Raw genomic sequence first — 25,774 nt, 5'->3', positions numbered from 1 at the left:
GCGATGTCAGGATCGGACGCGGGCGCGGAGGACCTCGATGCGGGCCTGCAGCTGCGCGACGGTGGCGCGGGCCACCTCCGGTCCCCCGCACACCCGTCGCAGCTCGGCGTGTACGGCGCCGTGCGGCTCGCCGCTCTGGCGGGCGTAGAGGCCGACGAGACTGTTCAGCAGCTGGCGCTGTTCGCGCAGCGTGCGGTGGAGGGCGGGCGGAAGGGACGCCTCGCCCGCATCCGTGCTGTCGGTGGCGACCGCGCCCTCCTTCGCCTCACGGGCGCGACGGTGACGACTCTGGCGGGACTGCCGCTGCATCAGCAGCTCGTGGACGTGCTCGGGTTCGAGCAGGCCCGGAAGGCCCAGGAACTCCTCCTCCTCGAGGGTGCCCGGTACCGCGAGCTGCCCGAACTCCTTGCCGTCGTAGAGCACCCGATCGAAGTGCGCCACCGAGCCGAGGGCCTGATAGCTGCCCTCCTCGATCAACGCGTCCGAGGCCTTGTCCTCTCGTTCGGCCTCCTCGAGCAGCGTGTCCTCGAGACCGTCGTCGTCCGATTCCTCGCGGTCGAGGGCGTGGTCACGCTCCCGCTCCATCTCGTTCGCCAGGGCGAGCAGCGGCGGCACGTTCGGCAAGAACACGGATGCCGCTTCACCCCGCCGGCGGGCGCGCACGAAACGACCGATCGCCTGGGCGAAGAAGAGCGGTGTCGAGGCGCTCGTCGCGTAGACGCCGACGGCGAGCCGCGGAACGTCGACGCCTTCCGACACCATGCGGACGGCCACCATCCACCGCGACGTCGAGGTCGCGAAGGTCTCGATCCGGCCCGACGCCGCCTTGTCGTCGGACAGCACCACGGTCGTCGGCTCTCCCGTGATGTCGCGGAGGATCGCCGCGTAGGCGCGCGCCGCCGTCTGATCGGTCGCGATGACCAGACCCCCGGCATCCGGCACGTCCTGTCGCACCTCGGTGAGTCGCCGATCGGCGGAGCGCAGGACGGCGGAGATCCACTCGCCCTCGGGGTTGAGCGCCGTCCGCCAGGCCTGCGCGTTGATGTCCTTCGTGTTGTCCTGACCGAGGTGGGCCTCGTACTCGTCTCCCGCCTTCGTCCGCCACTTCATCTGCCCCGCGTAGACGTGGAAGAGCACCGGACGCACCACGCCGTCGGCGAGCGCCCGCCCGTAGCCGTAGTTGTAGTCCGTGCGGGAGAGGCGGATGCCCTTCTCGTTCGGGTGATACTCCACGAACGGGATGGGAGCCGTGTCGCTGCGGAACGGGGTGCCCGACAGCAGGAGCCGGCGCGTGGCGCGCCCGTACGCCTCGCGAAGCGCGTCGCCCCAGCTCAGCGCGTCGCCGCCGTGGTGCACCTCGTCGAGGATCACGAGGGTGCGGGCATCCATCGTCAGCCGCTGGTGCACCGACGCCTTGACGGCGACCTGCGCGTAGGTCACCGCCACGCCGTGGTAGTGGCGCGCCGGGGCGCTCTGGCGGTTGGTGAAGCGGGGATCGAGACGGATGCCGACGCGGGCAGCGGCATCCGCCCACTGCGTCTTCAAGTGCTCGGTGGGCGCGACGACGACCAGGCGGTTCACGATCCCGCGGCGCAGCAGCTCGCTCGCCAGGCGCAGGGCGAAGGTCGTCTTTCCGGCGCCGGGCGTCGCGGCGGCGAGGAAGTCACGCGGTCCACCGCCCACGCCGTCGGGGCCGTCCTGAGCGAAATAGGCCTCGAGGGCCTCGGCCTGCCAGGCGCGCAGGTTCTGGGCCGTCCCCCACGGGGCACGCTGGGGGAAGGCGGGCGAAAGGTGCTCTGCGGCAAAGCTGCCGAAGTGCTCCTGTCCTCGCTCGTCCGTCCCGTCCACGACTGACCACCCTAAACGACGCCTCCCCCACGCCCGCCCTCGGCAGTGACCTCCGACCCCGGTAGCCTCGGAGAAGACCACGAGTCAGGAGAGTCATGCGCAGGAACGAGCCCACCCCCGACGACCACCGCTCACCGTACGTCCCCAACGAGAGCGCGCACCCGTGGCGCCGGATGGTGTCGATCGGCGACTCGTTCACCGAGGGCATCGGCGACCCCATCCCGGGCACGGTCGACGGCCACCGCGGCTGGGCCGACCGGGTCGCAGAGGTCCTCGCCGCGCAGGTCGACGATTTCGCGTACGCGAACCTCGCGGTGCGGGGCAAGCTGATCGCCCAGATCATCGCCGACCAGGTCGAGCCGGCGCTCGCCCTCAGCCCCGACCTGATCACGTTCTCCGCGGGCGGCAACGACGTGATCCGCCCCGGCGGCGATCCGGATGCCGTGGCGCAGCAGTTCGAGGACGCCGTGGCGCGCCTGAGCTCGCAGGGCGCGACGCTCGTCGTCTTCACGGGGGTCGACACGGAGTTCACACCGGTGTTCCGCGGCATCCGCGGACGAGTGGCGATCTACAACGAGAACATCCGCGCGATCGCCGACCGCTACGACTGCATCGTCGCCGACCAATGGGCGCTCAAAGAGGTGCAGGACATGCGCTTCTTCGACGACGACCGCCTGCACTACAACGCGCTCGGCCACCACGAGATCGCCCGCATGGTGCTGCGCGCCCTCAACGTGCCCAACGACCTGCAGCCCATGCAGCCCGACCCGCTGCCGCGTCTGACCTGGCGCGCCGCCCGGACGAACGACCTCGTCTGGGCACGCACGCACTTCGTGCCGTGGGTGCTGCGGCGCCTGCGCCACCAGTCGTCGGGCGACAACATCACGGCCAAGCGCCCCGAGCCCCTGCCGGTGACCGTGGAAGCCCCCGGGCGCGACCGCACCGCGGCACCGGGCGAGCAGGTCTGATCCGAGCGGCTGCTCGCCGCCGCTCTACCGCAGCGCCCACAGGGCGACGGCGGCGGCGGATGCGACATTGAGCGAGTCGACGCCGCCGGCCATCGGGATCGTGACGACGGTGTCGGCCGCGGCGAGCGCACGCCGCGACAGGCCGTCTCCTTCGGCGCCCATGAGCAGCGCGACCTGCGGCGGGCGGGCGGCGACGAACGCGTCGAGCCCGACCGCGTCGTCGGCGAGCGCGAGAGCTGCGAGGTGCAGTCCGGCGTCGTGCAGGAGGGCGCGCCCGGCGGTCCACCCGCCGTCCGCCTCGTCCGGAAGCCGCGTCCACGGCACCTGGAACACCGTGCCCATGCTCACCCGCACACTGCGCCGATAGAGCGGATCCGCGCAGCGCGGCGTCACCAGCACGGCATCCGCGCCGAGCCCGGCCGCCGCGCGGAACGCGGCGCCGACGTTGGTGTGATCGACGATGTCCTCCAGCACCAGCACGAGGCGCGCGCCGGCGACCACCTCGGCCACGCTCGGCAGCGAGGGCCGGTGCATCGCCGCGAGCGCACCGCGGTGCACCGTGTACCCGGTCAGCCGCTCCGCCACGTCGTCGTCGACCAGGTACACGGGGGCGTCGCCGGCGAGCGGCAGCGCGTCATCGAGCCATTTCTGCTGCACGAGGACGGACCGCGGACGATGTCCGGCGGCGACGGCGCGCGCGATCACCTTCGCCGACTCGGCGATGTAGAGCCCTCCGGCCGGCTCCAGCACACGACGCAGCGCGACGTCCGTGAGGTCGCGGTAGTCGGCGAGACGGTCATCGGCGGGGTCGTCGATACGAACGACAGGCATCCGCCCATGCTGTCACGCCCGACCGCGCCCGCGCGCACTCCCCCACCCCGCTGTAACCTCCGCGAAAAGCGGGGCGCGTAGGCTCGGGGTAGGTCTGAGGGAGGGAGGACGCCATGTCGACGGTTCTCGATCGCACGTCCGGGGCTGCTCCCGAGCTCGACCCCGAGACCACCGCGGCGGTCCGCCGCGCCGTGGACGCGCTGGCCGGCCGTCGCATCGCCGTGCTCACCGGCGCCGGGGTCTCCACCGATTCGGGCATCCCCGACTACCGCGGCAAGGGGGCTCCCACGCGCACCCCCATGACCGCCCAGCAGTTCCTCTCGAGCGACGCGTCGCGACGCCGGTACTGGGTGGGCAGTCACCTCGGGTGGCGCGCATTCGCCGCCGCACAGCCCAATGTCGGCCACCGCGCCCTCGCCGATTTGGAGGAGCGCGGCGTCGCGAACGGCGTCATCACGCAGAACGTCGACGGCCTGCACGTGCGCGCCGGCAGCCGCCGGGTCGTCGAGTTGCACGGGACGATGCGACGCGTGCTGTGCACCCACTGCGGTCAGGTGTTCGACCGCCGCGACCTCGCGGCGCGGGTCGAGGCGGACAACCCGTGGATCACGGTTCCCGACGCGGTCGAGCTGGGGCCCGACGGCGACGTGCTGCCGTCCACGAGCGATGGCTTCGTCGTCCCCGACTGCAGCGTCTGCGGGGGCATGCTCAAGCCCGACGTCGTCTTCTTCGGCGAGTACATCCCGCTCGTGAAGTTCTCGGAGGCCGAGCAGCTGGTCCAGACCAGCGAGGCACTCGTCGTCGCCGGGTCGTCACTCGTCGTCAACTCCGGCATCCGCCTACTGGAGCGCGCCCGGCGCCGGCGGCTCCCCGTCGTGATCGTCAATCGCGGACAGACGCGCGGCGACGTGCACGCGAGCGTCAAGATCGACGCCGGCACCTCCGAGGTGCTCCGGGCGCTCGCGCACGCCCTGCCCGACGTGCGCTGAGGCTTCCCCGCTCGCATAGGCTCGATGGGTGACGACTCTCATCCTCGTGCGCCACGGCGAGACCGACTGGAACGCGGCGCGCCGCATCCAGGGATCGACCGACATCCCGCTCAACGACACGGGACGCGCCCAGGCGCGCGAGGTCGCCGAGCGGCTGCGAGAGGAGCTCGAGGGCGTCGGACCCGTCGTGGTCGCATCCAGCGATCTGTCCCGCGCGGCCGAGACCGCGCAGATCATCGCCTCGACGCTCGGCGTCGCCGCACCGCGCGCCTACCGGCAGCTCCGCGAGCGCTCGTACGGCGTCGCCGAGGGTGCGGGCGTCGACGAGTTCCGTGAGCGTTGGGGCGAGTGGGCACAGGCGGAGGTTCCCGACGCCGAAAGTTGGGCCCAGGTGCGCCAGCGCGCGCTCGCCGGTCTGCAGCGGGCCGTCCGCGACGCCCGCCGGGCGACCGCGCCGCTCGGACCGACGCTCGTCATGGTCTCGCACGGCGCCCTCATCCGCGAGGTGATCCGTCACGCGTCGGCGGGCGCCTTCCCGCACGAGGGCGAGCGTCTGGCCAACGCCTCGACGCACACGTTCCTGCTCGAGCGCGACCGCCTCAGCGTCCGCTCCTACGCGGCCGTCCCGGTCGGCTGAGCGGATGCCGCGGGCTCAGGCGCCGCGGGCGACGACCGTGCGCGCATGGCGGAGCACGGGCTCATCGATCATGCGTCCGCGGTAGCGGAACACCCCGCCTTCGCCCTCGGCGGCCGCCAGCACGCCGCGCGCCCAGGCGAGCGCGTCGTCGTCGGGCCGGTAGGCCGCCCGGATCGTCTCGACCTGCGCGGGATGGATGCACGCCGTCGCGGCGAACCCGCTGGCCGCGGCATCCCTCGCCTCGCGTGACAGCCCCTTCTCGTCGGCGATGTCGAGATGCACCGCGTCGATCGCGGCGATGCCGGCCGCGCCGGCGGCGAGCAGCACCCGTGCCCGAGCGACGCGGGCGACGTCGCGGTACTTGCCCTTCGGGGTGCGACTGGACGTGCCGCCGAGTGACGCGACGAGATCCTCCGCGCCCCACATCACCGCGACGACCCGGTCCTGCGCCGCGATCTGCTCGACGGCGGCGACACCACGGGCCGTCTCGCACAGGGCGATGACCTCGAACCGCGGATCCAGACGTGCGATCGCGGGGGCGGACTCCGCCTTTGCGACCATCACGCGCCGGTAGTCGGTCTGCGACAGCGTCGCGAGGTCGGAGGCGATCTCGCGCGAGTCCAGCGGGTTGACGCGGACGATGACGCGGTCGGGGTCGAGATGCGAGTCGATGAGCGCCACCCGCGCGGCGACCTTGTCCGCCGGAGCCACGGCGTCCTCGAGGTCGAGGATCACCGCGTCGGCGCGCTCGAGGGCCTTCGCGTGGCGCTCCGGGCGGTCGGCCGGGCAGAACAGCAGCGCAGGTCCGAGGTCGAAAGCGGCGGTCATGCGTTCACGCTACCGGGCCGGCCGCGACCGGCGGCAGCGCGGTCAGTCCCAGCGCGCGGGCGATCACGAGCAGCTGCACCTCCGTCGTCCCCTCCCCGATCTCGAGGATCTTCGCGTCGCGGTAGTGACGCGCCACCGGGTACTCGTTCATGAACCCGTTGCCGCCGAAGATCTGCGTCGCGTCGCGCGCATTGTCCATCGCCGCGTCGCCGGCGGTCAGCTTCGCGAGCGCCGCCGCCGACGCGAACGGGCGCCCCGCGTCGCGCAGCCGTGCGGCGTGCAGCCAGGCCAGCCGCGACAGGTGCACGCGCTGCTGCATCCTCGCCAGCGTGAACTGGATCGACTGGCGCGTCCCCAGCCGTTCGCCGAACACGATGCGACTGCCGGCGTAGTCGAGGGCCGCCTCCAGGCATCCTTCCGCGGCTCCGGTGGCGAGAGCGGCGATCGCGATCCGGCCCTCGTCGAGGATGCTGAGGAAGTTCGCGAACCCGCGTCCCCGCTCGCCGAGGAGGTTCTCGGCGGGCACCCGCGCGCCGTCGAAGCTGAGCGGGTGGGTGTCGGAGGCATGCCACCCGACCTTGTCGTAGGCGGGACCCACGGCGAAGCCGGGCGTGCCGGAGGGGACGATGATCGTCGAGATCTCCTTGCGCCCGTCCTCGACGCCTGTGACGGCGGTGACCGTGACGAAGCGGGTGATCGCGGTGCCCGAGTTCGTGATGAACTGCTTCGCCCCGTCGATGACCCATTCGTCACCGTCGCGCCGCGCCGTCGTGCGGGTGGCCCCGGCATCCGATCCCGCCTCGGGCTCGGTCAGGCCGAACCCCGCCAGCGCGCGACCGGCGAGCAGGTCGGGAAGCAGTTCGGCGCGCTGGGCGTCGGTGCCGAAGCGGTGGATCGGCATCGCGCCGAGGCTCACGCCGGCCTCGAGCGTGATGGCGATCGACTGGTCCACCCGCCCCAGCGCCTCGATCGCGAGCCCCAGCGCGAGGTAGGTGCCGCCCTGACCGCCGACCTCTTCCGGAAACGGCAGACCGAACAGTCCCATCTCCCCCATCTCGGCGACGATCCCGAGCGGGAGGGTCTTGGTGCGGTCGGCCTCGTAGGCCTGCGGGGCGACCCGTTCATCGGCGAAGGCGCGCACCATCCGCGCGAGCTCGCGCTCCTCGTCGGTCAGTCCGTGGTCGTACGGATCCAGAATCGCCATGGCATCCCCTTCGATGTCGCGGTCGCATAACGCCTCCCGCAATCTCGTGGCGCGCGGGCGAGCGGGTGGGTTAGTGTGCACTAACCCACAGGTCCAGGTTAGCGAGGATTAACTGGAATGACAACGCGTTCTGCGGCATCGCGCACCTCGCGTGAGCGAGCCAAGGCCCAGCGCGCCGACTCCCTGCTGCAAGCCGCCGCCCGCCTCTTCGCCGAGCACGGTTTCGACGGTGTGAGCCTGGAAGACCTCGGCACCGCCGTCGGCATCACCGGTCCCGCCGTCTACCGCCACTTCGACAGCAAGCGCGCCCTGCTCGGCGCCATCCTCCTGCGCGCCAGCGACGATCTGCTCACGGGCGGACGCCGCGTCATCGACGCCGGACACGGACCGGACCGGTCACTGCGCGACCTCGTCGACTTCCATGTCCAGTTCGCCGTCCGCGGCGCCGACGTCATCCGCGTGCACGACCGCGATCTCGCCCGCCTCAGCGAGGAGGACCGTCACGAGGTGCGCCGGCTCCAGCGAGACTACGTCGAGCTGTGGGTCGGCGTGCTGCACGCCGTCCACCCCGACCTCACCGAACCGGAGCTCCGCGTCCGCGCGCACGCGGGGTTCGGTCTCATCAACTCGACGCCGTACGCCGTACGCACCCGGCGCGACGCGGCGGTGGATGCCGGCGACGACGGGATGCTGCGCGACGTGCTGGCCGACATGGCCTACGCCGCACTCGCCGCCCGGTGACCTCTCCCCCGCGTCAGCCCAGCAGCATGGCGCGGGCGGGCTCGCGGAGGACGTCGCCGACGATCGTCAGGAACCGCGAGGCCTGCTCGCCGTCGACCAACCGGTGATCGAACGACAGGCTCAGGGTCATGAGGTCGCGCAGCACGATCGCCCCCTCGTGCTCCCACGGTCGCCGCCGCACCGAACCGAGCCCCAGGATGCCCGCCTCACCGGGATTGAGGATCGGTGTGCCCGCATCGATACCGAAGACGCCGAAGTTCGTGATCGAGAACGTCCCGCCGCTCAGCGCGGCCGGTGTCGTCCGGCCGGCGCGCGCGGTCTCGGCGAGGCGGCCGATCTCGTCCGCGAGGTCGACGAGCGAGAGCCGGTCCGCGTCGGGCACGTGCGGCACGACGAGGCCGCGCTCGGTCGCCGCGGCGATCCCCAGGTGGACGTAGCCGTACTGGACGATCTCCCCGGCGGCCTCGTCCCACGACGAGTTGAGCGTCGGCTCGGCGCGCAGTGCGAGGCACACGGCCTTCGCCGCCACCGCCATGATCCCGATGCGGTGACCCTCCAGACGGCGATCGGACCGGAGGCTCTGCACGAACAGGGTGGTCTGCGTGACGTCGACCTCCAGGAAGGTCGTCACGTGCGGAGCGGTGAAGGCGCTGCGCACCATCGCGGCCGCCGTGTGCTTGCGCACCCCGCGGATGGGGATGCGCGTCTCCCGCGGGGCGTCGCCGCTCGCCGCGGCGGTGTCGGCCGGAGCCTCGTGCGCACCGGGTGCGCGATCGTCCAGCGTCGCGGCGAATCTGTCGACGTCCTCGCGGCGGATGATGTCGGTGACGCCGGAGGCCTCGACGAGGGCGAGGTCGATGCCGAGCTCTCGCGCATACGCGCGCACCGGGGGCGTCGAGCGCGGTCGTTCCGGCCGCAGCTCCTGCGCCGCAGGGGCGACGACATCGTGCGGGGCATCCGTGAGGACGCGCTCGGCCGCCGTCGCGGCGGTCGAGCGGGCGCTCGAGGGCGCACCGCCGCCGATGCGCCGGCGGCGTTGCGGGCGCGCGGTACCCCGGGGCGCTGCGCCGTAGCCCACGAGGTTCGGCACGGCGGCCTCGGCCGGGTCCTGCGCGCCGGCGGCCGCGGACGTCCCGCCGGGTGCGGCGGGTGCGGCGGGTGCGGCGCTGGCGGCAGCATCCTCCGAGGATTCCGCCCCCGCCACCTGGAAGGCGATCAGCGGCGCTCCGACCTCGACGACGTCTCCCGCTTCGGCATGGAGGGTGCTGACCGTGCCCGCGAACGGCGACGGCAGCTCGACGATGGCCTTCGCGGTCTCGACCTCGGCGATCGGCTGGTTGAGCGCCACCTCGTCGCCCTGAGCGACGAGCCACTGCACGATCTCCGCCTCGGGAAGCCCTTCCCCGAGGTCGGGCAGACGGAACTCCGCGATCACAGCTCCACCCCCGTCAGGCTGTGGGGGCGGTCGAGGACGCGGTCGACGGCATCGAGGATGCGGTCGAGGTCGGGGATGTGATGCTTCTCCAGCTTCGCGGGCGGATACGGGATGTCGTGACCCGTCACCCGCTGCGGCGGAGCCTCCAGGTAGTGGAAGCACTGCTCCGTGACGCTCGCCACGATCTCGGCGCCCACCCCGGCCTCCCCGCCGGCCTCGTGGGTCACGACGAGCCGTCCCGTCTTGCGCACCGACGCTCCCACCGTGCGGTAGTCGACCGGCGACAGCGACCGCAGATCGATCACCTCGATCGAGATGCCCTCGTCCTCGGCCGCGACGGCGGCATCCATCGCCGTGGCGACCTGCGCCCCGTAGGTCACGATCGTGACGTCGGTGCCGTCGCGGACGACGCGGGCCAGCCCCATCGGCGCCGCGTCGGCGACGTCGGCGTCCAGGTCGACCTCGCCCTTGGAGTGGTAGAGGCGCTTGGGCTCGAAGAAGACGACCGGATCGTCGCACGCGATGGCCTGCTGCAGGACGGTGTACGCGTCCTGCGGATTCGAGACGGCCACGACGCGGAGGCCCGCCGTGTGGACGAAGTACGCCTCGGGCGACTCGGAGTGGTGCTCCGCCGCACCGACACCGCCCGCCCAGGGGATGCGGATCGTGAGGGGCATCTTCACGCGGCCGCGCGTGCGGTAGTGCAGCTTCGCGACCTGGCACACGATCTGGTCGAACGCGGGGTAGACGAAGCCGTCGAATTGGATCTCCACGACCGGGCGGAAACCGCGCATGGCCAGGCCGACGGCAGTGCCGACGATCCCGGACTCGGCGAGCGGGGTGTCGATCACGCGCTTCGGCCCGAACTCGCCGAGGAGGCCGTCGGTGATGCGGAACACGCCGCCGAGGCGACCGATGTCCTCCCCCATCACGATCACACGGTCATCGTCCGTCATGGCGCGGTGCAGCCCCGCGGTCAGCGCCTTGCCCATCGTCAGCTGCGTCATCGGGACACCTCCGCATCGCCGTCGGCGAACGAGTCGAGGTAAGCCGCGAAGCGCTGGCGCTGACGTGACAGCCCGCTGTGCGGTTCCGCGTAGACGTCGTCGAGGACGGCCAGCGGCGGGCGGGTGACCGCCGTCAGCACGGCCTCCCGCATGGCTCCCGTCAGCGCGTCCGCCTCCTGCGAGATCGCGGCGAGCGCCGCGTCGTCGAGGTCGCCGGTGCTGCGCAGCAGCGCTTCCAACCGGGTCAGCGGATCACGGGCGCGCCACCGCTCCACCTCGTCGCGTTCGCGGTAGCGGGTCGGGTCGTCCGAGGTCGTGTGGGGACCCATCCGGTAGGTCACGGCCTCCAGGAACACCGGGCCCTCCCCCCGGCGGGCGTGGTCGAGGGCCCACCGCATGGCGGCCGTGCACGCGATCACGTCGTTGCCGTCGACCCGCATGCTCGGGATGCCGAAGCCGGGTGCGCGACCGGCGATCGGGAACCGCGACTGCACCGTCACCGGCTCGGAGATCGCCCACTGGTTGTTCGAGCAGACGAACACGACCGGCGCGCCGAAGGACGATGCGAAGACCATCGCCTCGTTCACATCGCCCTGGCTGGTCGCACCGTCGCCGAAATAGGCCACGGCGACCTGGTCGCCGCCGTCGCGCTGCACGCCCATGGCGTACCCGACGGCGTGCAGGGTCTGCGCGCCGATGATGATCTGCGGCGTCGCGAGGTTCAGCTCGAAGGGGTCGTAGGTCGAATGCACCTCACCGCGCCACGCGAGCACGAGATCGGCCGGTGCGCCGCCGCGCACGATCGTCACGCCCACCTCGCGGTAGCTCGGGAACAGGAAGTCGTCCTCCCGGCAGGCGCGTGCCGTGCCGACCTGGATCGCCTCCTGGCCCTGTGCCGGAGCCCAGAGTCCCAGATGACCCTGGCGCTGGAGGGCGACGCCTTCGGCATCCATCCGACGGACGATCGCCATGTCGCGGTACAGGGCGCGCAGCGCCGCGGCGTCCAGATCTTGCACCCACGGGTCGAGGCGGGGGTCGGCGACGCGTCGCCCCTCGGGGGTGAGCAGTCGCGCCGTGTCGTCCAGCGCCGTCATCGCTTCGTCTGTGGTCAGGGTGTACATCGTCGTCATCCCTCTCTGGCCGTGCCGCTCTCTCGTGGAGAGCGACCGCCGCCCGGGCCGGCCTCGTCGCCGGTTGCCTGGAAGGCTACGTCCGTCTGGCACCTAGCTCAAGCATTCACCCGTGGCCTGAGCATGTTGCGCAGACCGACCCGAAGGTCCCTGGTAGAGTTGGGCACTATGGGACCTCTGGACCGCGTGGACCTCGACCTCCTGAATGCGCTCGCCGATGACCATCGCGCCACCGTGGTGGCCCTCGCCGAACGCCTGGGTCTGTCCCGCAACACCGTCCAGGCGCGCTTGGCCCGCCTGGAGCGCGGCGGCGTCTTCCAGTCCTTCGAACGTGCGATCCCCCCGGTCGCCCTGGGCCTGCCCATCGAGGCCATGGTGAGCGTCACCGTGCGGCAGGCGGAACTGCCGCGGATCACCCATGCGATCGCGAGCATCCCGGAGGTCGTGCAGGCCTATGGCATGAGCGGTCAGGTCGATCTGCTCGTGCGGGTCGCGGCGCGCGACACCCAGCACCTGTTCGACGTCGACGCGCGCATCCTCGAGATCGACGGGGTGGAGCGCACCGAGACCTCCCTCGTCATGGGCGAGGTCATCGGCTATCGGATCCGGCCGCTCCTGGAATCGGCTCGCGACGACGCGACGCGCTGAGCGCGCTCGCGTCCACCGGCGACGCGTCCACCGGCACGACGTCGGGACGGAGGGCGTCCGCCGGCAGCGGCACCACGGGCACGGGCAGCACGGCGTCGGCGGCGACGCCGACGGCATCGGCCTCGCGCGCATCCATCCGCACCAGGACGACTCCCGCCAGCAGCAGCGCACCGCCGAAGATCTGCACCGCGGAGGGAGCCTCCCCGAGCAGGAGCCAGGCGAAGCCGAGCGCGAAGAGCACTTCGCTGAGACCGATGAACGAGGCCAGCCGCGAGCCCACGCGCGGCACCGCCATGACGCCCAGCGCGTAGCCGAGCGTCGTCCCCACCGCCCCGACCCACAGCAGGGCCAGGATGCCGGGCACCTCGACGCCGCGGAAGGTCACCGACACCGGCGGCGCGGCGAACGGCATGGCCCCCGTGGCGCCCAGCAGCGCCATCACCACAGCGCCGACGAGCAGCCCTCCGGCGGCGAGGGCCAGCGGCGGCAGGCCGTCGCCGGTGCGCTCGCTCATGACGAAGTACACGCACACGCACACCGCCGCTCCGAGCGCGAGGAGCGTGCCGAGCAGGTCGAAACGCGCGCCGGCGATGTCGACCACGAGCACGAGACCGACGATCGCGACCACCGAACCGATCATGACGAGCCGCGAGGGGGCCCGGCGCGTGCGCAGCCACACGAAGCCGACGAGCAGAACGGGTGCGAGGTATTGGATCAGCAGCGCGACGGCCACCGGCATCCGCTGCATCGCCGAGAAGAACAGCAGCTGGCAGCCCAGCACCGGGATCAGGCCGAACGCCAGGAGGGAGAGCCCGTGGCGGCGGACGAAGCCGCGCTCGCGGCGCATCGCGCGCACGAGCGCGGGCGACAGGATGAGGCCGGCGAGCCCCATGCGCACGATGAGCGCCGCCGACAGCGACCAGCCCGCCTCGAGGAGCGGCTTGACCAGAGGGCCGCTCGACGAGAACGCCAGCGCGGAGAAGACGGCCATGACGATGCCCGCGGTGCGGGCGGGTGGAGCGGTGCGTGACACCGGCGTTCCTTCGGATCGAGCAGGAGGACTGTCAGGACTCAACAGCAATTACACTGGTGACACTAGCGCCCGCCGAGGTCAGGAGTCAACGTGGTTTTCATCCATGACACCGAGATGTCGCTGCGCGCCGCGGCGGCCCTCGTCAACACCCTCCCCGAAACCGACGGTGCAGGCCTCGACCGCCTGCGGACGCAGGAGGATCTCGACGCCTACCTGTCGGAGTTCTCCTACACGGGCAGCTTCCGACGCGACGACGCCGAGCTCGACGCCGTGCGCGCGAACCGGCGGCGTCTGCGCGCGCTCTGGGCCACCGACCGCGACGGCGCGGTGCCCCTCGTCAACGCGATGCTCCGCGACGGGCGGGCGCTTCCGCAGCTCGTGATCCACGACGAGTTCGACTGGCACATCCACGCCACCGAGCCCGACGCCCCCCTGGCGATGCGCATGCTGGTCGAGTCGGCGATGGCGTTCGTCGACGTCATCCGCTCGGACGAGTGGAAGCGGGTGCGGGTGTGCGCGGCGGACGACTGCGACTCGGTCTACGTCGACTTCTCGAAAAACGGCTCCAAGCTCTACTGCGACACCGGCAACTGCGGGAACCGCATGAACGTCAACGCGTACCGTCGCCGGAAGGCCCGAGAAAGCGCGTGATCGCCGCCGCCGCCTCGCGCGGCGTCTCGTAGTGGATGAGGTGGCCGACGGCGGGGATCTCCACGAGCCGGGCATCCGGGAAGAGCGTCTGCAGGTGGCGTTCCGCCTCGATGGGCGTGATGTCGTCCTTCTCCGCCGCGATCAGGAGCGTGGGTTGCGCGATGGCCGGTGCGAAACGACGCACGTCGTTGGACACCGACGCGACGAAGCCGTCGTGCAGCACGTCGCGGTCGTGGAAGAGCGAGAAGTACGTGTCGTGCTGGTCGTGGATGAAGCGTCGCAGCGCGGGCTCACGCGTCTTCGCCATCGACACGCTCATGACCCGCACGATGACGCGGTTGCGCAGCAGTGCGTCGCCGAGACGCTTCGGCAGGCGGGCCCCGGCCCAGTAGTAGAACACCGCCAGGCGGGTGAGGATGCCGCGGGGGCCCTCCAGCGCGGGCGCGCCGATCGGGTTGACCAGGATCACGCGCGGCGTCGGGAGCCCTGCCGCCACGGCGGCGGCCACGACGATGGAACCGAACGAGTGCCCGAGGATCACGGCCCCGGGCGCCACCGCGGCGACGAACGCGCACAGCCACCGGGCATACGTGTCGAGGGTGTGCACCGCACCGGGGACCGGCACGCTCTCCCCGAACCCCGGAAGGTCGGGAGAGATTACCCGGACGCCCGGGAGGAAGGCGACGACGGGCTCCAGGCCGTGATGGTCGCCGCGGTAGCCGTGGACGGCCACCATCGTGACCGGGGCGTCGGCGGGCCCGTACTCCCAGTACGCGGTCACGGCGCCGTCGATCTCGATCTCGCGCCGCGACACGGGCACGGCGGCGAGAGCCTCGGCGTAGGGAGAGTCGACGGTCACCCTTGAAGTCTAGGAGGGGCGACTCGCGACCGACGCCGCGACCGTCCTCCTCCGCGTGCCTGCGCGTCGGTGTCGGAACCGGCGCATACCGTCGGAGGCATGGAACAGTGGCAGGCCGTCCCGCTCTGGGAGGACGACGTCTCCACCGTCGAGACCACCCCCGTGCGACCGCCGAGATGGGTGGATGCCGTCGGCGTGTTCGATCTGGAGACGACCGGCATCGACGTCACGACCGACCGCATCGTCACGGCCCACGTCGGCCTGCTCGACGCCGACGGCGCGGCGGTCCGGGCGCAGTCGTGGCTGGCCGATCCGGGAGTGCCGATCCCCGATGGGGCGACGGCGGTGCACGGCATCACGACCGCGCACGCCCGGGAGCACGGTGCTCCGGCGGCGCAGGTCGTCGCCGCGGTCGTCGCCGCGCTGCGGGAACTGCTGGACGCGGGCATCCCGGTCGTGGCCTACAACGCGCCGTTCGACTTCTCGCTGCTGAAGTACGAGGCGCTGCGCCACGGCATCCCGCCCATCCTCGACCCCTCGCCCGTGATCGATCCGCTCGTGCTCGACAAAGCGCACGATCGCTTCCGCAAGGGCAAGCGCACGCTCGAGGCCGTCGCGGCGCACTACGCGGTTCCCCTGGTCGGCGCCCACGACGCGTCCGCAGACGCGATCGCCGCCGGGCGGGTCGCTCAGGCGCTCGCGCGGCGCTATGCGATCGACGCCGCGCTCGACGAGCTTCACACCCGACAGATCGGGTGGGCACGCGCTCAGGCCGACAGCCTCACGGAGTACTTCATCCGCATCGGACGGCTCGACCCCGAGGACCGCGTCGACGGCAGCTGGCCGATCCGCTGACGGCGGAGGCGAGGTCGCCCCGAAACGACGACAGCCCCGCCGAAGCGGGGCTGTCTCGCGGGACCGGGCTTACTTGCTCGAGCCGCCGAAGTTCTTGAAGCGCTGGTTGAACTTCTCGACGCGACCGGCCGAGTCCATGATGCGCTGCTTGCCCGTGTAGAACGGGTGCGAGGCGGAGGAGATCTCGACGTCGATGACGGGATAGGTCTCGCCGTCGAGCTCGATCGTCTTGTCGCTCGACACCGTCGAACGGGTGAGGAAGGTCTCGCCGGAGCCGAGGTCGCGGAAAACGACCGCCTTGTACTCGGGGTGGATGTCAGTCTTCATGGGTTTCCTTACGTGGTGCCCTGGATTTTGCCAGGGCGAGGGAAGTCTGCGGTGCGAATGCACCAAGGATCGATCATACCAGCAGCCCGCACCCGGCGGGAACGGGGATGTCTCAGGCGCCGCCCGTGGCCCGCGCGGCGAAGCGTCCGGCCTCCGACGTGAGGGCGATCGGCATGCCGAAGGTCGCCGACAGGTTCTCCTCGGTGAGCGTCTCCGCCAGCGGGCCGGCGGCGACCGCGGTCCCCTCGCGCAGCAGCAGCACGTGCGTGAACCCGACGGGGATCTCCTCGACGTGGTGGGTGACCATGACCATCGCGGGCGTCGTGGGCGCCAGGGCGTAGCCGCTGAGCAGCCCGAGCAGCTCCTCCCGGGCCCCGAGATCGAGGCTCGCCGTCGGCTCGTCGAGCAGCAGCAGCTCCGGATCGGTCATGACCGCGCGGGCGATCTGCACGCGCTTCTGCTCTCCGTCGGAGAGCGTGCCGAACGTGCGCTCGGCGAGATGCTCGAGCTTCCACTCCGCCAGCACGCGACGCGCGCGGCGCTCGTCGATGGTCTCGTACGTCTCGTTCCAGCGGCCCAGCACCGAGAACGCCGCGGTCAGCACGACATCCAGCACGGTCTCCTCGGGCGGCACGCGACGCGCCATCGCCGACGAGGCGAAGCCGATGCGCGGGCGCAGGTCGAACACATCGGTGCGGCCCAGGCGCTCGTCGAGGATGGTCACCTCGCCCGAGGTGGGGTGGATCAGCGTCGCCGCGAGCTGCAGGATGGTCGTCTTGCCGGCTCCGTTGGGCCCGAGCACCACCCAGCGCTGGTCGTCCGAGACCGCCCAGTCGATGTGATCGATGATGTTGCGGGCGTTGCGGCGGACGACGACATCGAGGAACTCGAGCACCTGGGGCATGCTCCCAGCCTATCGGGAGTGCCCTCGCCCGCCGGCGGCACGCGCCGGGTCTTCGCCTCAGCCGACGCGCCCCGACACCTCCCGGTACAGGGCCTCGGTCGCCTCGGCGATCGCCTGCCAGCTGAAGGCGCTCGCGGCACGCTCCCGCCCGGCCGCCCCGTACGCGCGGGCACGCTCGGGGTCCGAGACGACCTCGGTGAGCACGTCCGCGAGGTCGGCCACGAAGCGCTCGGGATCCACCGGTGTGCCCGTCCCGTCCTGCACCTGCTCGATCGGCACGAGACGGCCCGTGACACCGTCCACCACGACCTCCGGGATGCCGCCGGTCGCGGTGCCGACCACGGCGGCTCCGCACGCCATCGCCTCCAGATTGACGATGCCCAGCGGCTCGTACACGCTCGGGCAGACGAAGGTCGTGGCCGACGTGAGGATCGCGCAGAGCTGATCGCGCTGCAGGAACTCGTCGATCCACACGACGCCGTCGCGCTGGGCCTGCAGCTCGCGGACGAGGCCCTCGACCTCGGCCATGATCTGGGGGGTGTCGGGCGCTCCCGCGCAGAGGACGATCTGCACGTCGGCGGGCAGGCGCGTGGCGGCGCGCAGGAAGTACGGCAGGCCCTTCTGGCGCGTGATGCGGCCGACGAACACGACCGAGGGCCGGTTCGGGTCGATGCCGTAGCGCTCGAGGAGGGCGTCGTCCTGCTGTGGATGCCAGGCCTCCACGTCGATGCCGTTGTAGATGACGCGCACCTTGGCGGGGTCCAGCGCCGGGTAGCTGCGCAGGATGTCGCGACGCATGCCGTCGCTGACGGCGACCACGGCGGCGGCGTTCTCGTAGGCGGTCTTCTCGACGTAGCTCGACACCGCATAGCCCCCGCCCAGCTGCTCCGCCTTCCAGGGACGCAGCGGCTCGAGGGAGTGCGCCGTGATGACGTGCGGGATGCCGTGCAGCAGCGAGGCGATGTGTCCCGCGAAGTTGGCGTACCAGGTGTGGGAGTGGACGACGTCCGCCCCGGCGACGTCGCCGACGATCTCCAGGTCGGTTCCGAGCGTCTGCACCGCGGGGTTGGCCGCGGCCAGCTCGGCGGGCACGCCGTAGGCCGTCGTGTCCGCTTCGTCGCGGTCGGCGCCGAACGCCCGCACCTGCACCTCGACCCCCACGCGCAGGGCCTTGACCAGCTCGGTGACGTGGACCCCGGCTCCCCCGTAGATCTCCGGCGGGTACTCCTTGGTGACGATGTCGACGCGCATGTCACGAACGCTAGTACAAGGGCGAACGGGGGCCTAGTGTGGTGGCATGCCTGCAGCGCCGAAGGTCTTCGGAATCATCCTCGCCGGGGGCGAGGGAAAGCGCCTCATGCCTCTGACGGAGGACAGAGCCAAACCCGCGGTGCCCTTCGGCGGTCAGTACCGCCTGATCGACTTCGCCATCTCGAACCTCATCAACTCGGGTCTGCGCCAGATCGTGGTGCTCACGCAGTACAAGTCGCACAGCCTCGACCGCCACGTCTCCCAGACCTGGCGCATGTCGGCGCTGCTCAACTCGTACGTGGCTTCGGTGCCGGCCCAGCAGCGCCTCGGCAAACGCTGGTTCTCCGGCTCGGCCGACGCCATCCTGCAGTCGCTGAACCTCATCCACGACGAGAAGCCCGACATCGTCGTGGTCATCGGCGCCGACCACGTGTACCGGATGGATTTCGAGCAGATGCTCGCGGCCCACATCGAGTCCGGCGCCAAGGCGACGGTCGCCGGCATCCGTCAGCCGATCGGGCTCGCCAACCAGTTCGGCGTCATCGACCTCGACCCGACGGACAACATCACGATCCGTGACTTCCTGGAGAAGCCCCAGAACCCCACGGGGCTCTCCGACGCCCCCCACGAGGTGCTCGCGTCGATGGGCAACTACATCTTCGACGCCGACGCGCTCATCGCGGCCGTCGAGGCGGACGGCGAGCTGCCCGGGTCGAACCACGACATGGGCGGCGACATCATCCCCTACTTCGTGGGGCGCGGTGAGGCCGCCGTGTACGACTTCAAGCGCAACGACGTCCCCGGCTCGACCGATCGCGATCGCGACTACTGGCGCGACGTGGGCACGATCGACTCGTTCTTCGATGCGCACATGGATCTCATCTCGACGCTGCCGATCTTCAACCTCTACAACGTCGACTGGCCGATCCACTCGCAGTCGGTGAACTCCCCGCCCGCCAAGTTCGTCCGCGACGGCGTCGGCCGCATGGGCAACGCGATCGACTCGATCGTCTCGCTCGGCTCCGTGCTCTCGGGGACGCACCTGGAACGCTCCGTCGTAGGCCCGTGGACGCTGTCGGGAGGGGGATCGACCATCACCGACTCGGTGCTGTTCGATCACGTCCAGGTCGGCGCCGGGGCGCGCGTGCATCGCGCGATCCTCGACAAGAACGTCGTGCTCGAGCCGGGCGCGACGGTCGGTGTCGACCGTGCGTTCGACCTCTCGCGCGGCTTCACGGTGACCGACAGCGGCATCACGGTGGTGGGCAAGAACGCGTACGTCGCCCGCTGACGGACCGCTAGGTTGGACGGGTGCCTGACGCCCGTTTCCTCGTCGTGTTCGACGCCGATTCCACCCTGCTGCGCAACGAGGTCATCGAGCTCATCGCCGACGAGGCGGGCCGCGGCGCCGAGGTGGCTGCCGCGACCGAGGCGGCGATGCGCGGCGAGGTCGACTTCGCGACGAGCCTGCGCTCGCGTGTGCAGGCGTTGCGCGGCGTGCCGCTGAGCGCCTTCGATCGGGTGCGGGCCCGGGTCGAGCCGACGGCGGGGGCCGCCGAGCTGGTCACGGCGATCCACCGGCGCGGCGGGCGGGCCGCGGTCGTGTCCGGCGGATTCCACGAGATCCTCGACACCGTCGCCCCGGCGTTGGGGATCGACGTCTGGCGCGCCAATCGCCTCGCGGTCGACGACGGGGCCCTTTCCGGGCTGGTCGACGGCGAGATCGTGGATGCCGCCGGCAAGGCGTCCGCGCTGCGCGAGTGGGCCGCGGCATCCGGTGTCGCCCTCCGCCGAACGATCGCCGTCGGCGACGGCGCGAACGACCTGCAGATGATGGCGGCGGCGGGGCTCGGCGTCGCGTTCAACGCGAAGCCCGCCGTGCGGCGGCAGGCCGACCTCGTCGTCGGGCCCGTCGATCTGCGCGAGCTCATCCCCCTGCTGCCCTGACGCACCGCGGCGTCGGCCACGCCCGCACGGATGTCGGGGACCGGGCGTAGCGTGACCGCATGGACGTCATCATGATTCCCGGTCTCTGGCTCGACGCGTCGTCGTGGGACGACGTGCTGCCGCCGCTGCGCGCCGCGGGGCTGACCCCACGACCCCTGACCATGCCCGGACTCGGAGCCCCCGCCGCCGAGAGCGCCGACATCGGCATCGCCGACTGGGTGGCCGCGACCGTCGAGGCGATCGACGCGGCCGAGGGGCCCGTCGTCGTGGTCGGCCACAGCGGCGGCGGCAACGTCGCGTGGGGCGCGGCCGACGCGCGTCCCGACCGGGTGGCGCGCGTCGTGCTGGTCGACACCGCGGTGCCCTACGACGGGGGCATGATCTCCGAGTTCGACCTCGTCGACGGCGTCGTGCCGTTCCCCGGCTGGGACTTCTTCGACGCCGACGACGTCGCCGATCTCGATGAGCAGACGCGGGCGCGGACCGCTCCCCTCACCCACGACGTGCCGGCGCGGGTTCCCACCGACGCCATCGCGCTGCACGACGAACGCCGCTACCGCGTCCCCGTCACCGTGCTGTCCGGTTCACTCGGCGACGAGGAGTTCCGCGGTTTTCTGGCGCAGTGGGGCCGGTACGCCGACGAGTTCTCGGCCATCGACGACACCGAGATCGTGCGCCTGGGCAGTGGTCACTGGCCCCAGTTCTCCCAGCCGCAGCACCTCGGCGAGGCGATCGTCGCCGCCATCTCGCGCTGAGGTTCCACCGACCCTCGAGCGGACGGCGCTCCCGCGAGTCAAAACGCGCTCCCGGTCAGTGGCCCATGCCCAGGCCGCCGTCGACGGGGATCACCGCACCGGAGATGTAGCCGGCATCCTCCGAGGCGAGCCACGTCACCACACCGGCGACCTCCTCCGGCGTCGCGAACCGGCCCGCGGGGATGTTCCGCTTGTACTCGGCCTGCGTGTCTTCGGACAGTTCGGCGGTCATGTCGGTCTCGATGAAGCCCGGGGCGACCACGTTGGCCGTGATGCCGCGGCCGCCGAGCTCGCGCGTCAGCGAGCGCGCGAAGCCGACCAGCGCCGCCTTCGACGACGAGTAGTTGATCTGTCCGGGCGAGCCGTAGAGCCCCACGACGCTGGAGATGAGGATGACGCGTCCCCACTTGGCCCGCAGCATCCCCTTGGAGGCGCGCTTGACGACGCGGAAGGTGCCGCCCAGGTTGGTCGCGACGACCGAGTCGAAGTCGTCCTCGGTCATGCGCAGCAGGAGGGTGTCCTTGGTGATGCCCGCGTTCGCGACGACGATCTCCACCGGGCCCAGCTCCCGCTCGACCTCCGCGAAGGCGGCGTCGAGGGAGGCGGCGTCGGTGACGTCGGCGCGCACCGTCAGCGTGCCCTCGGGGCCTTCCCCGGAGCGCGCCGTGACCGCCGTGCGGTAGCCCTCGGCGACGAAGCGGGCGGCGATCGCGCGGCCGATGCCGCGGTTTCCACCGGTGACGAGGACGACGCGGTCGTGCGACATGGGGGCTCCGTTCGCTGGGGATGTGACCGCCTCAGCCTAGTCGGCGCACGCCCGCTCCTCCCCCGCGGCGACGGCTCCCGATAGGCTGACATCGCGAGACAGGAGAGATCATGACCGATGCGACGAACCCTCAGTCCCCGGATGCCGCGGCCACCCCGCCGGTGACGCCGCCCACGCCCGCTCCCGCCTCCGCGCAGCCGGCGGCCCCGTACACGCCTCCGCCCGCGGCGGCTCCGGCGCCGAGCTATCAGCCGCCCGCCTACCAGCCCCCGACCTACCCGGCCGCACCGCCCGCCTACGGCGCGACCACCGGCGCTCCGATGCAGCCGGCTCCCGGCGCCCCGCCCGTCTACGGCGCCGCCGCGCCCTACTACGGCGCCCCCGCACCGAAGACCAACGTGCTCGCGATCATCTCGATGATCGCCGCGATCCTCGGCTTCGTCTGGATCCTGCCCTTCATCGGCTCCCTCGGCGGCGCCATCATGGGGCACATCTCCCTCAACCAGATCAAGAAGACGGGCGAGGGCGGCCGCGGCATGGCCCTGGCCGGCGTGATCGTGGGGTGGATCGGGGTGGCGATCGCCGTCATCGGCATCGCCTTCTTCCTCTTCTTCGTGATCCTCGGGGCGACCGCGGGCACGCGCTACAGCTCGTACTGACGAGGTCCGCGCGCCGCCGATCGGCGTAGGCTGAGGGGACCGTGAAAAGCTCTCGTCCCCAGTCCGCCACCTCGTTGCCGCGCGCTCCGCGCGACGACGCGAGCGCGCGGATGACGAAGTACTTCACGATGATGGTGATCCGCGTCGCGTGCTTCGTGCTGATGGTCGCCGTCACCCCCTACGGGTGGTACACCTGGCTCTTCGGCGCGGGCGCGATGTTCCTGCCCTACTTCGCCGTCGTGATCGCGAACGTGGCCGCCGGTCCCGCCGAGCGGGCGATCCCGCCCGAGCGCGCGATCGAGCCGCCCGCCCCGCCGCCCGCCTCGGCGCAGCCGACATCTCCGGCCGCGCCGACCGTCATCCGCATCACCGAGTCGCACGCACCTCCGACGACATCGACGGATCCGACGTGAGCGCCGCGATCTGCTCGCGCGCGGGCTGCCGCTCCGACGCCCGCTGGCAGGTGGTGTGGCGCAATCCCCGCATCCACACCGCCGACCGGCGCAAGACGTGGGCCGCGTGCGACGAGCACGTCACCTACCTGCGCGACTACCTCGCCGCCCGCGACTTCCCCGTTGACGTGATCGCCTGGGAGACGGAGACCACCGCATGAGCCCGCGCACCGCCCGACAGTCCACCGCGCTGCGCTGGGCAGGCTACGTCGCGATCGCGATGGTGTTCGCGATCGTGTGCGCCTTCCTGTCGAACTGGCAGTTCACGCGCAACGCCGACCGCAGCCGCCAGCTCGCGCTCGTCGCCGCGAACTACGACGCCGCCCCGGTGCCGTTGCGCGAACTCATCGGCCCCGACGGCGCGTTCGATCCGGACGACCAATGGCATCCGGTGTCGCTCACCGGCGAATACCTCACCGACCAGACGCTGCTGGCCCGCAACCGGGCGCACGGCGGTACGAGCGCGTTCGAGGTGCTCGTGCCCTTCCGCACCGTCGACGGCGACGTCTTCCTCGTCGATCGCGGCTGGCTGGCCCCGGGATCCGCGCAGCCGGAGCCCGACGCCATCCCCGCACCGCCGTCCGGTCAGGTGGAGGTGGTCGTGCGCCTCAAGCCGGGCGAAGCGCTGCCGAACTCGGGACGGTCGGCCCCGGACGGCCAGGTGCCGACGATCAACCTGCCGCTGGTGGCCGAGACGACGGGGCAGGCGGGACTGATCACGAGCGCGTACGGCCTCCTCGTGTCCGAAGAGCCTTCCGTCGCCGACGTGCCCAACGCGCTCGAATCGCCCTCCGACGATCCCGGACCCTACCTGTCGTACGCGATCCAGTGGATCCTCTTCGCCGTGATGGGCTTCGTGTTCATCTGGTACATGATCCGCACCGAGATCCGCCACCGTCGTGAGGACGCCGAGGATGCCGCGGCCGACGAGGCGAACGGCGCCGGTGGGAGCGGTGGGGCGGATGGGAGCGGTGGCCCCGACGGGCCGGACGCGCCTCGCGCCCCCGCGCCCGCGGATTCCGCTGCGGCACGCCGTCGGCGGCGCCGGGAGCAGCGTCCGCGCGACCGCGACATGCAGGAAGAGGACGCCCTCCTCGACGAGCTCACCTCCCGCTGACGCGTCCCGCGCGCGGCTGGCGTCAGGCGAGGGTGATCAGGTCGACGTAGTCGCGGCCCCAGATGTCCTCGACACCGTCGGGGAGGATGAGGACGCGCTCGGGGTTGAGCGCCTGCACCGCACCCTCGTCGTGCGAGACCAGCACCACGGCGCCCTCGTAATGCGCCAGCGCACCGAGGATCTCCTCGCGTGAGGCGGGATCGAGGTTGTTCGTCGGCTCGTCGAGCAGCAGCATGTTCGCGGAGGAGACCACGAGCGTCGCCAGCGACAGCCGCGTCTTCTCTCCACCGGAGAGGACTCCGGCGGGCTTGAGCACGTCGTCTCCCGTGAACAGGAACGATCCCAGCACCTTGCGGGCCTCGGTCGCGTTGATGTCGGGCGCGGCGGACATCATGTTGTCCAGCACGGAGCGGTCGACGTCGAGGTTCTCGTGCTCCTGCGCGTAGTACCCGATCTTCAAGCCGTGGCCCGGTTCGATGACACCCGTGTCCGCCTTGTCGACGCCGGCGAGGATGCGCAGCAGGGTGGTCTTGCCGGCACCGTTCAGCCCCAGCACCACCACCTTGGATCCGCGGTCGATCGCGAGGTCGACATCAGTGAAGATCTCCAGCGAGCCGTACGACTTCGACAGGTTCTTCGCCATGAGCGGCGTCTTGCCGCAGGGCGCGGGCTTCGGGAAGCGCAGCTTCGCGACGCGGTCCTCCTGGCGGGCCTCCTCGAGGCCGGACAGCATCTTCTCCGCACGGGCGACCATCTGGTGCGCCGCGGCGGCCTTCGACGCCTTCGCACCGAAGCGCGCGGCCTGCAGCTGCAGCGCCGTGGCCTTCTTCTCGATGTTGGCGCGCTCCTTCTTGCGGCGCTCCTCGTCGGCCACCCGCTGGCGCAGGTAGTTCTTCCAGTTCATGTTGTAGACATCGATGACCTGGCGCATGGCGTCGAGGTAGAAGACGCGGTTGACCGTCTCCCCCACGAGCTCGACGTCGTGGCTGATGACGATCAGGCCGCCCTTGTAGTTCTTGAGGAACTCGCGCAGCCACACGACGCTGTCGGCGTCGAGGTGGTTGGTGGGCTCGTCGAGGATCATCGTCTGCGCGTCGGAGAACAGGATGCGGGCGAGCTCGATGCGGCGGCGCTGACCGCCGGACAGCGTCTTGAGCGGCTGGTCGAGGATGCGGTCGGGAAGCGACAGGTTGTGGGCGATGGATGCCGCCTCGGACTCGGCCGCGTAGCCACCCAGAGCTTCGAAGCGCTCCATGAGGTTGCCGTAGCGACGCATCGCCTTGGCGGCTACCTTCTCATCGGCATCCCCCATCTGCAGGGACGACTCCTGCATCTGCAGGGCGAGCGTCCCGAGACCGCGGGCGTCCAGAATGCGGGTACGCGCGAGCATCTCGGGGTCGCCGGAGCGCGGGTCCTGAGGCAGGTAGCCGAGCTCGCCGGAGCGTTCGACGCTGCCGTCGGCCGGGAGGAGGTCGCCCGCGAGCACCTTCGTCAGCGTCGTCTTGCCGGCGCCGTTGCGACCGACCAGACCGATCTTGTCGCCGTCCGACACGCGGAACGACACCTCCGACATGAGCGTTCGAGCGCCCACGCGGATCTCGAGATCGTGCACGGCCAGCACAGCAGACGTCCATTCTTCAGTGAGGGAGAGCGACCCGGAGGCGGGCCAGCCTCCCAGTCTACCGTCGCGACGGGTACGGTCCGCCCGGCGGTGTCTCCATCCCGTCTCCGACGAGCCGGTACGGTGCCAGACTCGATCGCATGCGTGTGCGCCCGTTCGCCGATGACGACCTGTCGCTGCCCTTCCTCGGCACGATCCCTTTCCGCGCCGATCGCTGGCGCGACGCACACGCGCGCTCGGCAGTGCTGGAGATCGACGGACGGCCCGTAGGCGGCGATCCTCACCGCGGAGACGACGTCCCGGGCCGCGTC

The 25,774-nt window shown here is 71.4% G+C and carries 28 protein-coding genes; 14 read left to right on the top strand and 14 right to left on the bottom strand.

Going from position 1 to position 25,774, the window contains the following annotated elements:
- Window positions 1-6: 6 nt before the first annotated feature.
- Entirely contained in the window at window positions 7-1,848 is a 1,842-nt protein-coding gene (locus tag MHO01S_RS01220) for a DEAD/DEAH box helicase (protein ID WP_060958659.1), read from the bottom strand.
- Between the two features lie 95 nt (window positions 1,849-1,943).
- On the opposite strand from MHO01S_RS01220, the gene MHO01S_RS01215 reads away from it, so the two are divergent.
- Complete coding sequence (locus MHO01S_RS01215) at window positions 1,944-2,816, top strand: SGNH/GDSL hydrolase family protein (protein WP_061781732.1); 873 nt, start codon at window positions 1,944-1,946, stop codon at window positions 2,814-2,816.
- Window positions 2,817-2,840: 24 nt separating this feature from the next.
- Here the strand turns inward: MHO01S_RS01215 and MHO01S_RS01210 are convergent, their stop codons facing one another.
- On the bottom strand, window positions 2,841-3,647 hold the full coding sequence (locus MHO01S_RS01210; protein WP_061781731.1) for a TrmH family RNA methyltransferase: 807 nt from the start codon (window positions 3,645-3,647) through the stop codon (window positions 2,841-2,843).
- A gap of 113 nt (window positions 3,648-3,760) precedes the next feature.
- Between MHO01S_RS01210 and MHO01S_RS01205 the strand changes: the two genes are divergently transcribed.
- Window positions 3,761-4,636, top strand: a complete 876-nt coding sequence (locus MHO01S_RS01205; RefSeq protein WP_060958662.1) for a Sir2 family NAD-dependent protein deacetylase — start codon at window positions 3,761-3,763, stop codon at window positions 4,634-4,636.
- 28 nt (window positions 4,637-4,664) lie between these two features.
- On the top strand, window positions 4,665-5,273 hold the full coding sequence (locus MHO01S_RS01200) for a histidine phosphatase family protein (RefSeq protein WP_061781730.1): 609 nt from the start codon (window positions 4,665-4,667) through the stop codon (window positions 5,271-5,273).
- A 15-nt stretch (window positions 5,274-5,288) separates the two neighbouring features.
- Here the strand turns inward: MHO01S_RS01200 and MHO01S_RS01195 are convergent, their stop codons facing one another.
- Both MHO01S_RS01195 and MHO01S_RS01190 read right to left on the bottom strand, forming a co-directional pair.
- On the bottom strand, window positions 5,289-6,101 hold the full coding sequence (locus MHO01S_RS01195; RefSeq protein ID WP_061781729.1) for an HpcH/HpaI aldolase/citrate lyase family protein: 813 nt from the start codon (window positions 6,099-6,101) through the stop codon (window positions 5,289-5,291).
- 4 nt (window positions 6,102-6,105) lie between these two features.
- Complete coding sequence (locus MHO01S_RS01190; RefSeq protein ID WP_060958663.1) at window positions 6,106-7,305, bottom strand: acyl-CoA dehydrogenase family protein; 1,200 nt, start codon at window positions 7,303-7,305, stop codon at window positions 6,106-6,108.
- 117 nt (window positions 7,306-7,422) lie between these two features.
- Between MHO01S_RS01190 and MHO01S_RS01185 the strand changes: the two genes are divergently transcribed.
- Entirely contained in the window at window positions 7,423-8,046 is a 624-nt protein-coding gene (locus MHO01S_RS01185; protein ID WP_061781728.1) for a TetR/AcrR family transcriptional regulator, read from the top strand.
- A gap of 13 nt (window positions 8,047-8,059) precedes the next feature.
- On the opposite strand, the gene MHO01S_RS01180 is transcribed toward MHO01S_RS01185, so the two are convergent.
- Genes MHO01S_RS01180 through pdhA form a run of 3 tightly spaced genes read right to left on the bottom strand, consistent with a single transcriptional unit; the run spans window position 8,060 to window position 11,609 of the window.
- Window positions 8,060-9,481 carry a dihydrolipoamide acetyltransferase family protein gene (locus MHO01S_RS01180; RefSeq protein ID WP_061781727.1) on the bottom strand — a complete coding sequence of 474 codons (1,422 nt, stop codon included), beginning with the start codon at window positions 9,479-9,481 and terminating at the stop codon, window positions 8,060-8,062.
- Window positions 9,478-10,488 carry an alpha-ketoacid dehydrogenase subunit beta gene (locus MHO01S_RS01175; RefSeq protein ID WP_060958665.1) on the bottom strand — a complete coding sequence of 337 codons (1,011 nt, stop codon included), beginning with the start codon at window positions 10,486-10,488 and terminating at the stop codon, window positions 9,478-9,480. The genes MHO01S_RS01180 and MHO01S_RS01175 overlap by 4 nt, the downstream gene beginning before the upstream one ends.
- Window positions 10,485-11,609 (bottom strand): pyruvate dehydrogenase (acetyl-transferring) E1 component subunit alpha, encoded by a 1,125-nt coding sequence (gene pdhA / locus MHO01S_RS01170; RefSeq protein ID WP_082734086.1) that lies wholly within the window; start codon window positions 11,607-11,609, stop codon window positions 10,485-10,487. The genes MHO01S_RS01175 and pdhA overlap by 4 nt, the downstream gene beginning before the upstream one ends.
- A 177-nt stretch (window positions 11,610-11,786) precedes the next feature.
- Here pdhA and MHO01S_RS01165 point away from each other — a divergent pair, with 177 nt between their 5' ends.
- The gene (locus tag MHO01S_RS01165; protein ID WP_060958667.1) at window positions 11,787-12,266 is read left to right on the top strand and encodes an Lrp/AsnC family transcriptional regulator; all 480 of its coding nucleotides are present in this window, start codon (window positions 11,787-11,789) and stop codon (window positions 12,264-12,266) included.
- Here the strand turns inward: MHO01S_RS01165 and MHO01S_RS01160 are convergent.
- Complete coding sequence (locus tag MHO01S_RS01160; RefSeq protein ID WP_060958668.1) at window positions 12,208-13,299, bottom strand: DMT family transporter; 1,092 nt, start codon at window positions 13,297-13,299, stop codon at window positions 12,208-12,210. The two genes, MHO01S_RS01165 and MHO01S_RS01160, sit on opposite strands and share 59 nt — an antisense overlap.
- A gap of 90 nt (window positions 13,300-13,389) precedes the next feature.
- On the opposite strand from MHO01S_RS01160, the gene MHO01S_RS01155 reads away from it, so the two are divergent.
- Complete coding sequence (locus MHO01S_RS01155; RefSeq protein ID WP_060958669.1) at window positions 13,390-13,950, top strand: CGNR zinc finger domain-containing protein; 561 nt, start codon at window positions 13,390-13,392, stop codon at window positions 13,948-13,950.
- On the opposite strand, the gene MHO01S_RS01150 is transcribed toward MHO01S_RS01155, so the two are convergent.
- Window positions 13,910-14,809 (bottom strand): alpha/beta fold hydrolase, encoded by a 900-nt coding sequence (locus MHO01S_RS01150; protein ID WP_060958670.1) that lies wholly within the window; start codon window positions 14,807-14,809, stop codon window positions 13,910-13,912. The two genes, MHO01S_RS01155 and MHO01S_RS01150, sit on opposite strands and share 41 nt — an antisense overlap.
- A 99-nt stretch (window positions 14,810-14,908) precedes the next feature.
- Here MHO01S_RS01150 and MHO01S_RS01145 point away from each other — a divergent pair, with 99 nt between their 5' ends.
- Complete coding sequence (locus MHO01S_RS01145; protein WP_167626499.1) at window positions 14,909-15,664, top strand: exonuclease domain-containing protein; 756 nt, start codon at window positions 14,909-14,911, stop codon at window positions 15,662-15,664.
- Window positions 15,665-15,733: 69 nt separating this feature from the next.
- Here MHO01S_RS01145 and MHO01S_RS01140 read toward each other — a convergent pair whose 3' ends face one another.
- From MHO01S_RS01140 to glgA, 3 genes are all read right to left on the bottom strand, one after another.
- The gene (locus MHO01S_RS01140; protein ID WP_060958672.1) at window positions 15,734-15,991 is read right to left on the bottom strand and encodes a type B 50S ribosomal protein L31; all 258 of its coding nucleotides are present in this window, start codon (window positions 15,989-15,991) and stop codon (window positions 15,734-15,736) included.
- A gap of 112 nt (window positions 15,992-16,103) precedes the next feature.
- Window positions 16,104-16,895 (bottom strand): ABC transporter ATP-binding protein, encoded by a 792-nt coding sequence (locus MHO01S_RS01135; protein ID WP_060958673.1) that lies wholly within the window; start codon window positions 16,893-16,895, stop codon window positions 16,104-16,106.
- A 57-nt stretch (window positions 16,896-16,952) separates the two neighbouring features.
- Window positions 16,953-18,146 carry a glycogen synthase gene (gene glgA, locus MHO01S_RS01130; protein WP_060958674.1) on the bottom strand — a complete coding sequence of 398 codons (1,194 nt, stop codon included), beginning with the start codon at window positions 18,144-18,146 and terminating at the stop codon, window positions 16,953-16,955.
- Window positions 18,147-18,192: 46 nt separating this feature from the next.
- Here glgA and glgC point away from each other — a divergent pair, with 46 nt between their 5' ends.
- From glgC to MHO01S_RS01115, 3 genes are read left to right on the top strand one after another with little or no spacing between them, the layout of a single operon-like run.
- Window positions 18,193-19,437 (top strand): glucose-1-phosphate adenylyltransferase, encoded by a 1,245-nt coding sequence (gene glgC, locus MHO01S_RS01125; RefSeq protein ID WP_060958675.1) that lies wholly within the window; start codon window positions 18,193-18,195, stop codon window positions 19,435-19,437.
- Between the two features lie 20 nt (window positions 19,438-19,457).
- Complete coding sequence (serB, locus tag MHO01S_RS01120; protein WP_061781726.1) at window positions 19,458-20,093, top strand: phosphoserine phosphatase SerB; 636 nt, start codon at window positions 19,458-19,460, stop codon at window positions 20,091-20,093.
- Window positions 20,094-20,152: 59 nt separating this feature from the next.
- Complete coding sequence (locus tag MHO01S_RS01115; RefSeq protein WP_061781725.1) at window positions 20,153-20,848, top strand: alpha/beta fold hydrolase; 696 nt, start codon at window positions 20,153-20,155, stop codon at window positions 20,846-20,848.
- A gap of 55 nt (window positions 20,849-20,903) precedes the next feature.
- On the opposite strand, the gene MHO01S_RS01110 is transcribed toward MHO01S_RS01115, so the two are convergent.
- Window positions 20,904-21,614 (bottom strand): beta-ketoacyl-ACP reductase, encoded by a 711-nt coding sequence (locus MHO01S_RS01110; RefSeq protein ID WP_060958678.1) that lies wholly within the window; start codon window positions 21,612-21,614, stop codon window positions 20,904-20,906.
- A 110-nt stretch (window positions 21,615-21,724) separates the two neighbouring features.
- On the opposite strand from MHO01S_RS01110, the gene MHO01S_RS01105 reads away from it, so the two are divergent.
- Genes MHO01S_RS01105 through MHO01S_RS01090 form a run of 4 tightly spaced genes read left to right on the top strand, consistent with a single transcriptional unit; the run spans window position 21,725 to window position 23,842 of the window.
- Window positions 21,725-22,273, top strand: a complete 549-nt coding sequence (locus MHO01S_RS01105; protein WP_061781724.1) for a DUF4190 domain-containing protein — start codon at window positions 21,725-21,727, stop codon at window positions 22,271-22,273.
- A gap of 41 nt (window positions 22,274-22,314) precedes the next feature.
- Complete coding sequence (locus MHO01S_RS01100; RefSeq protein ID WP_082734065.1) at window positions 22,315-22,686, top strand: DUF3099 domain-containing protein; 372 nt, start codon at window positions 22,315-22,317, stop codon at window positions 22,684-22,686.
- Window positions 22,683-22,886, top strand: coding sequence for a hypothetical protein (locus tag MHO01S_RS01095; RefSeq protein ID WP_060958680.1), 204 nt, complete (start codon window positions 22,683-22,685; stop codon window positions 22,884-22,886). Before MHO01S_RS01100 ends, MHO01S_RS01095 begins: the two co-directional genes overlap by 4 nt.
- The gene (locus MHO01S_RS01090; protein WP_061781723.1) at window positions 22,883-23,842 is read left to right on the top strand and encodes an SURF1 family cytochrome oxidase biogenesis protein; all 960 of its coding nucleotides are present in this window, start codon (window positions 22,883-22,885) and stop codon (window positions 23,840-23,842) included. The genes MHO01S_RS01095 and MHO01S_RS01090 overlap by 4 nt, the downstream gene beginning before the upstream one ends.
- Before the next feature lie 22 nt (window positions 23,843-23,864).
- Here MHO01S_RS01090 and MHO01S_RS01085 read toward each other — a convergent pair whose 3' ends face one another.
- Window positions 23,865-25,463: an ABC-F family ATP-binding cassette domain-containing protein gene (locus MHO01S_RS01085; protein ID WP_060958682.1), complete on the bottom strand. Its 1,599-nt coding sequence runs from the start codon at window positions 25,461-25,463 to the stop codon at window positions 23,865-23,867.
- Window positions 25,464-25,774 lie beyond the last annotated feature (311 nt).

It is taken from the genome of Microbacterium hominis NBRC 15708, from assembly GCF_001592125.1.
Lineage (GTDB): Bacteria > Actinomycetota > Actinomycetes > Actinomycetales > Microbacteriaceae > Microbacterium > Microbacterium hominis.
Note: the sequence above shows the minus strand (reverse complement) of the source record. Positions and strands in the feature narration are given on the sequence as shown.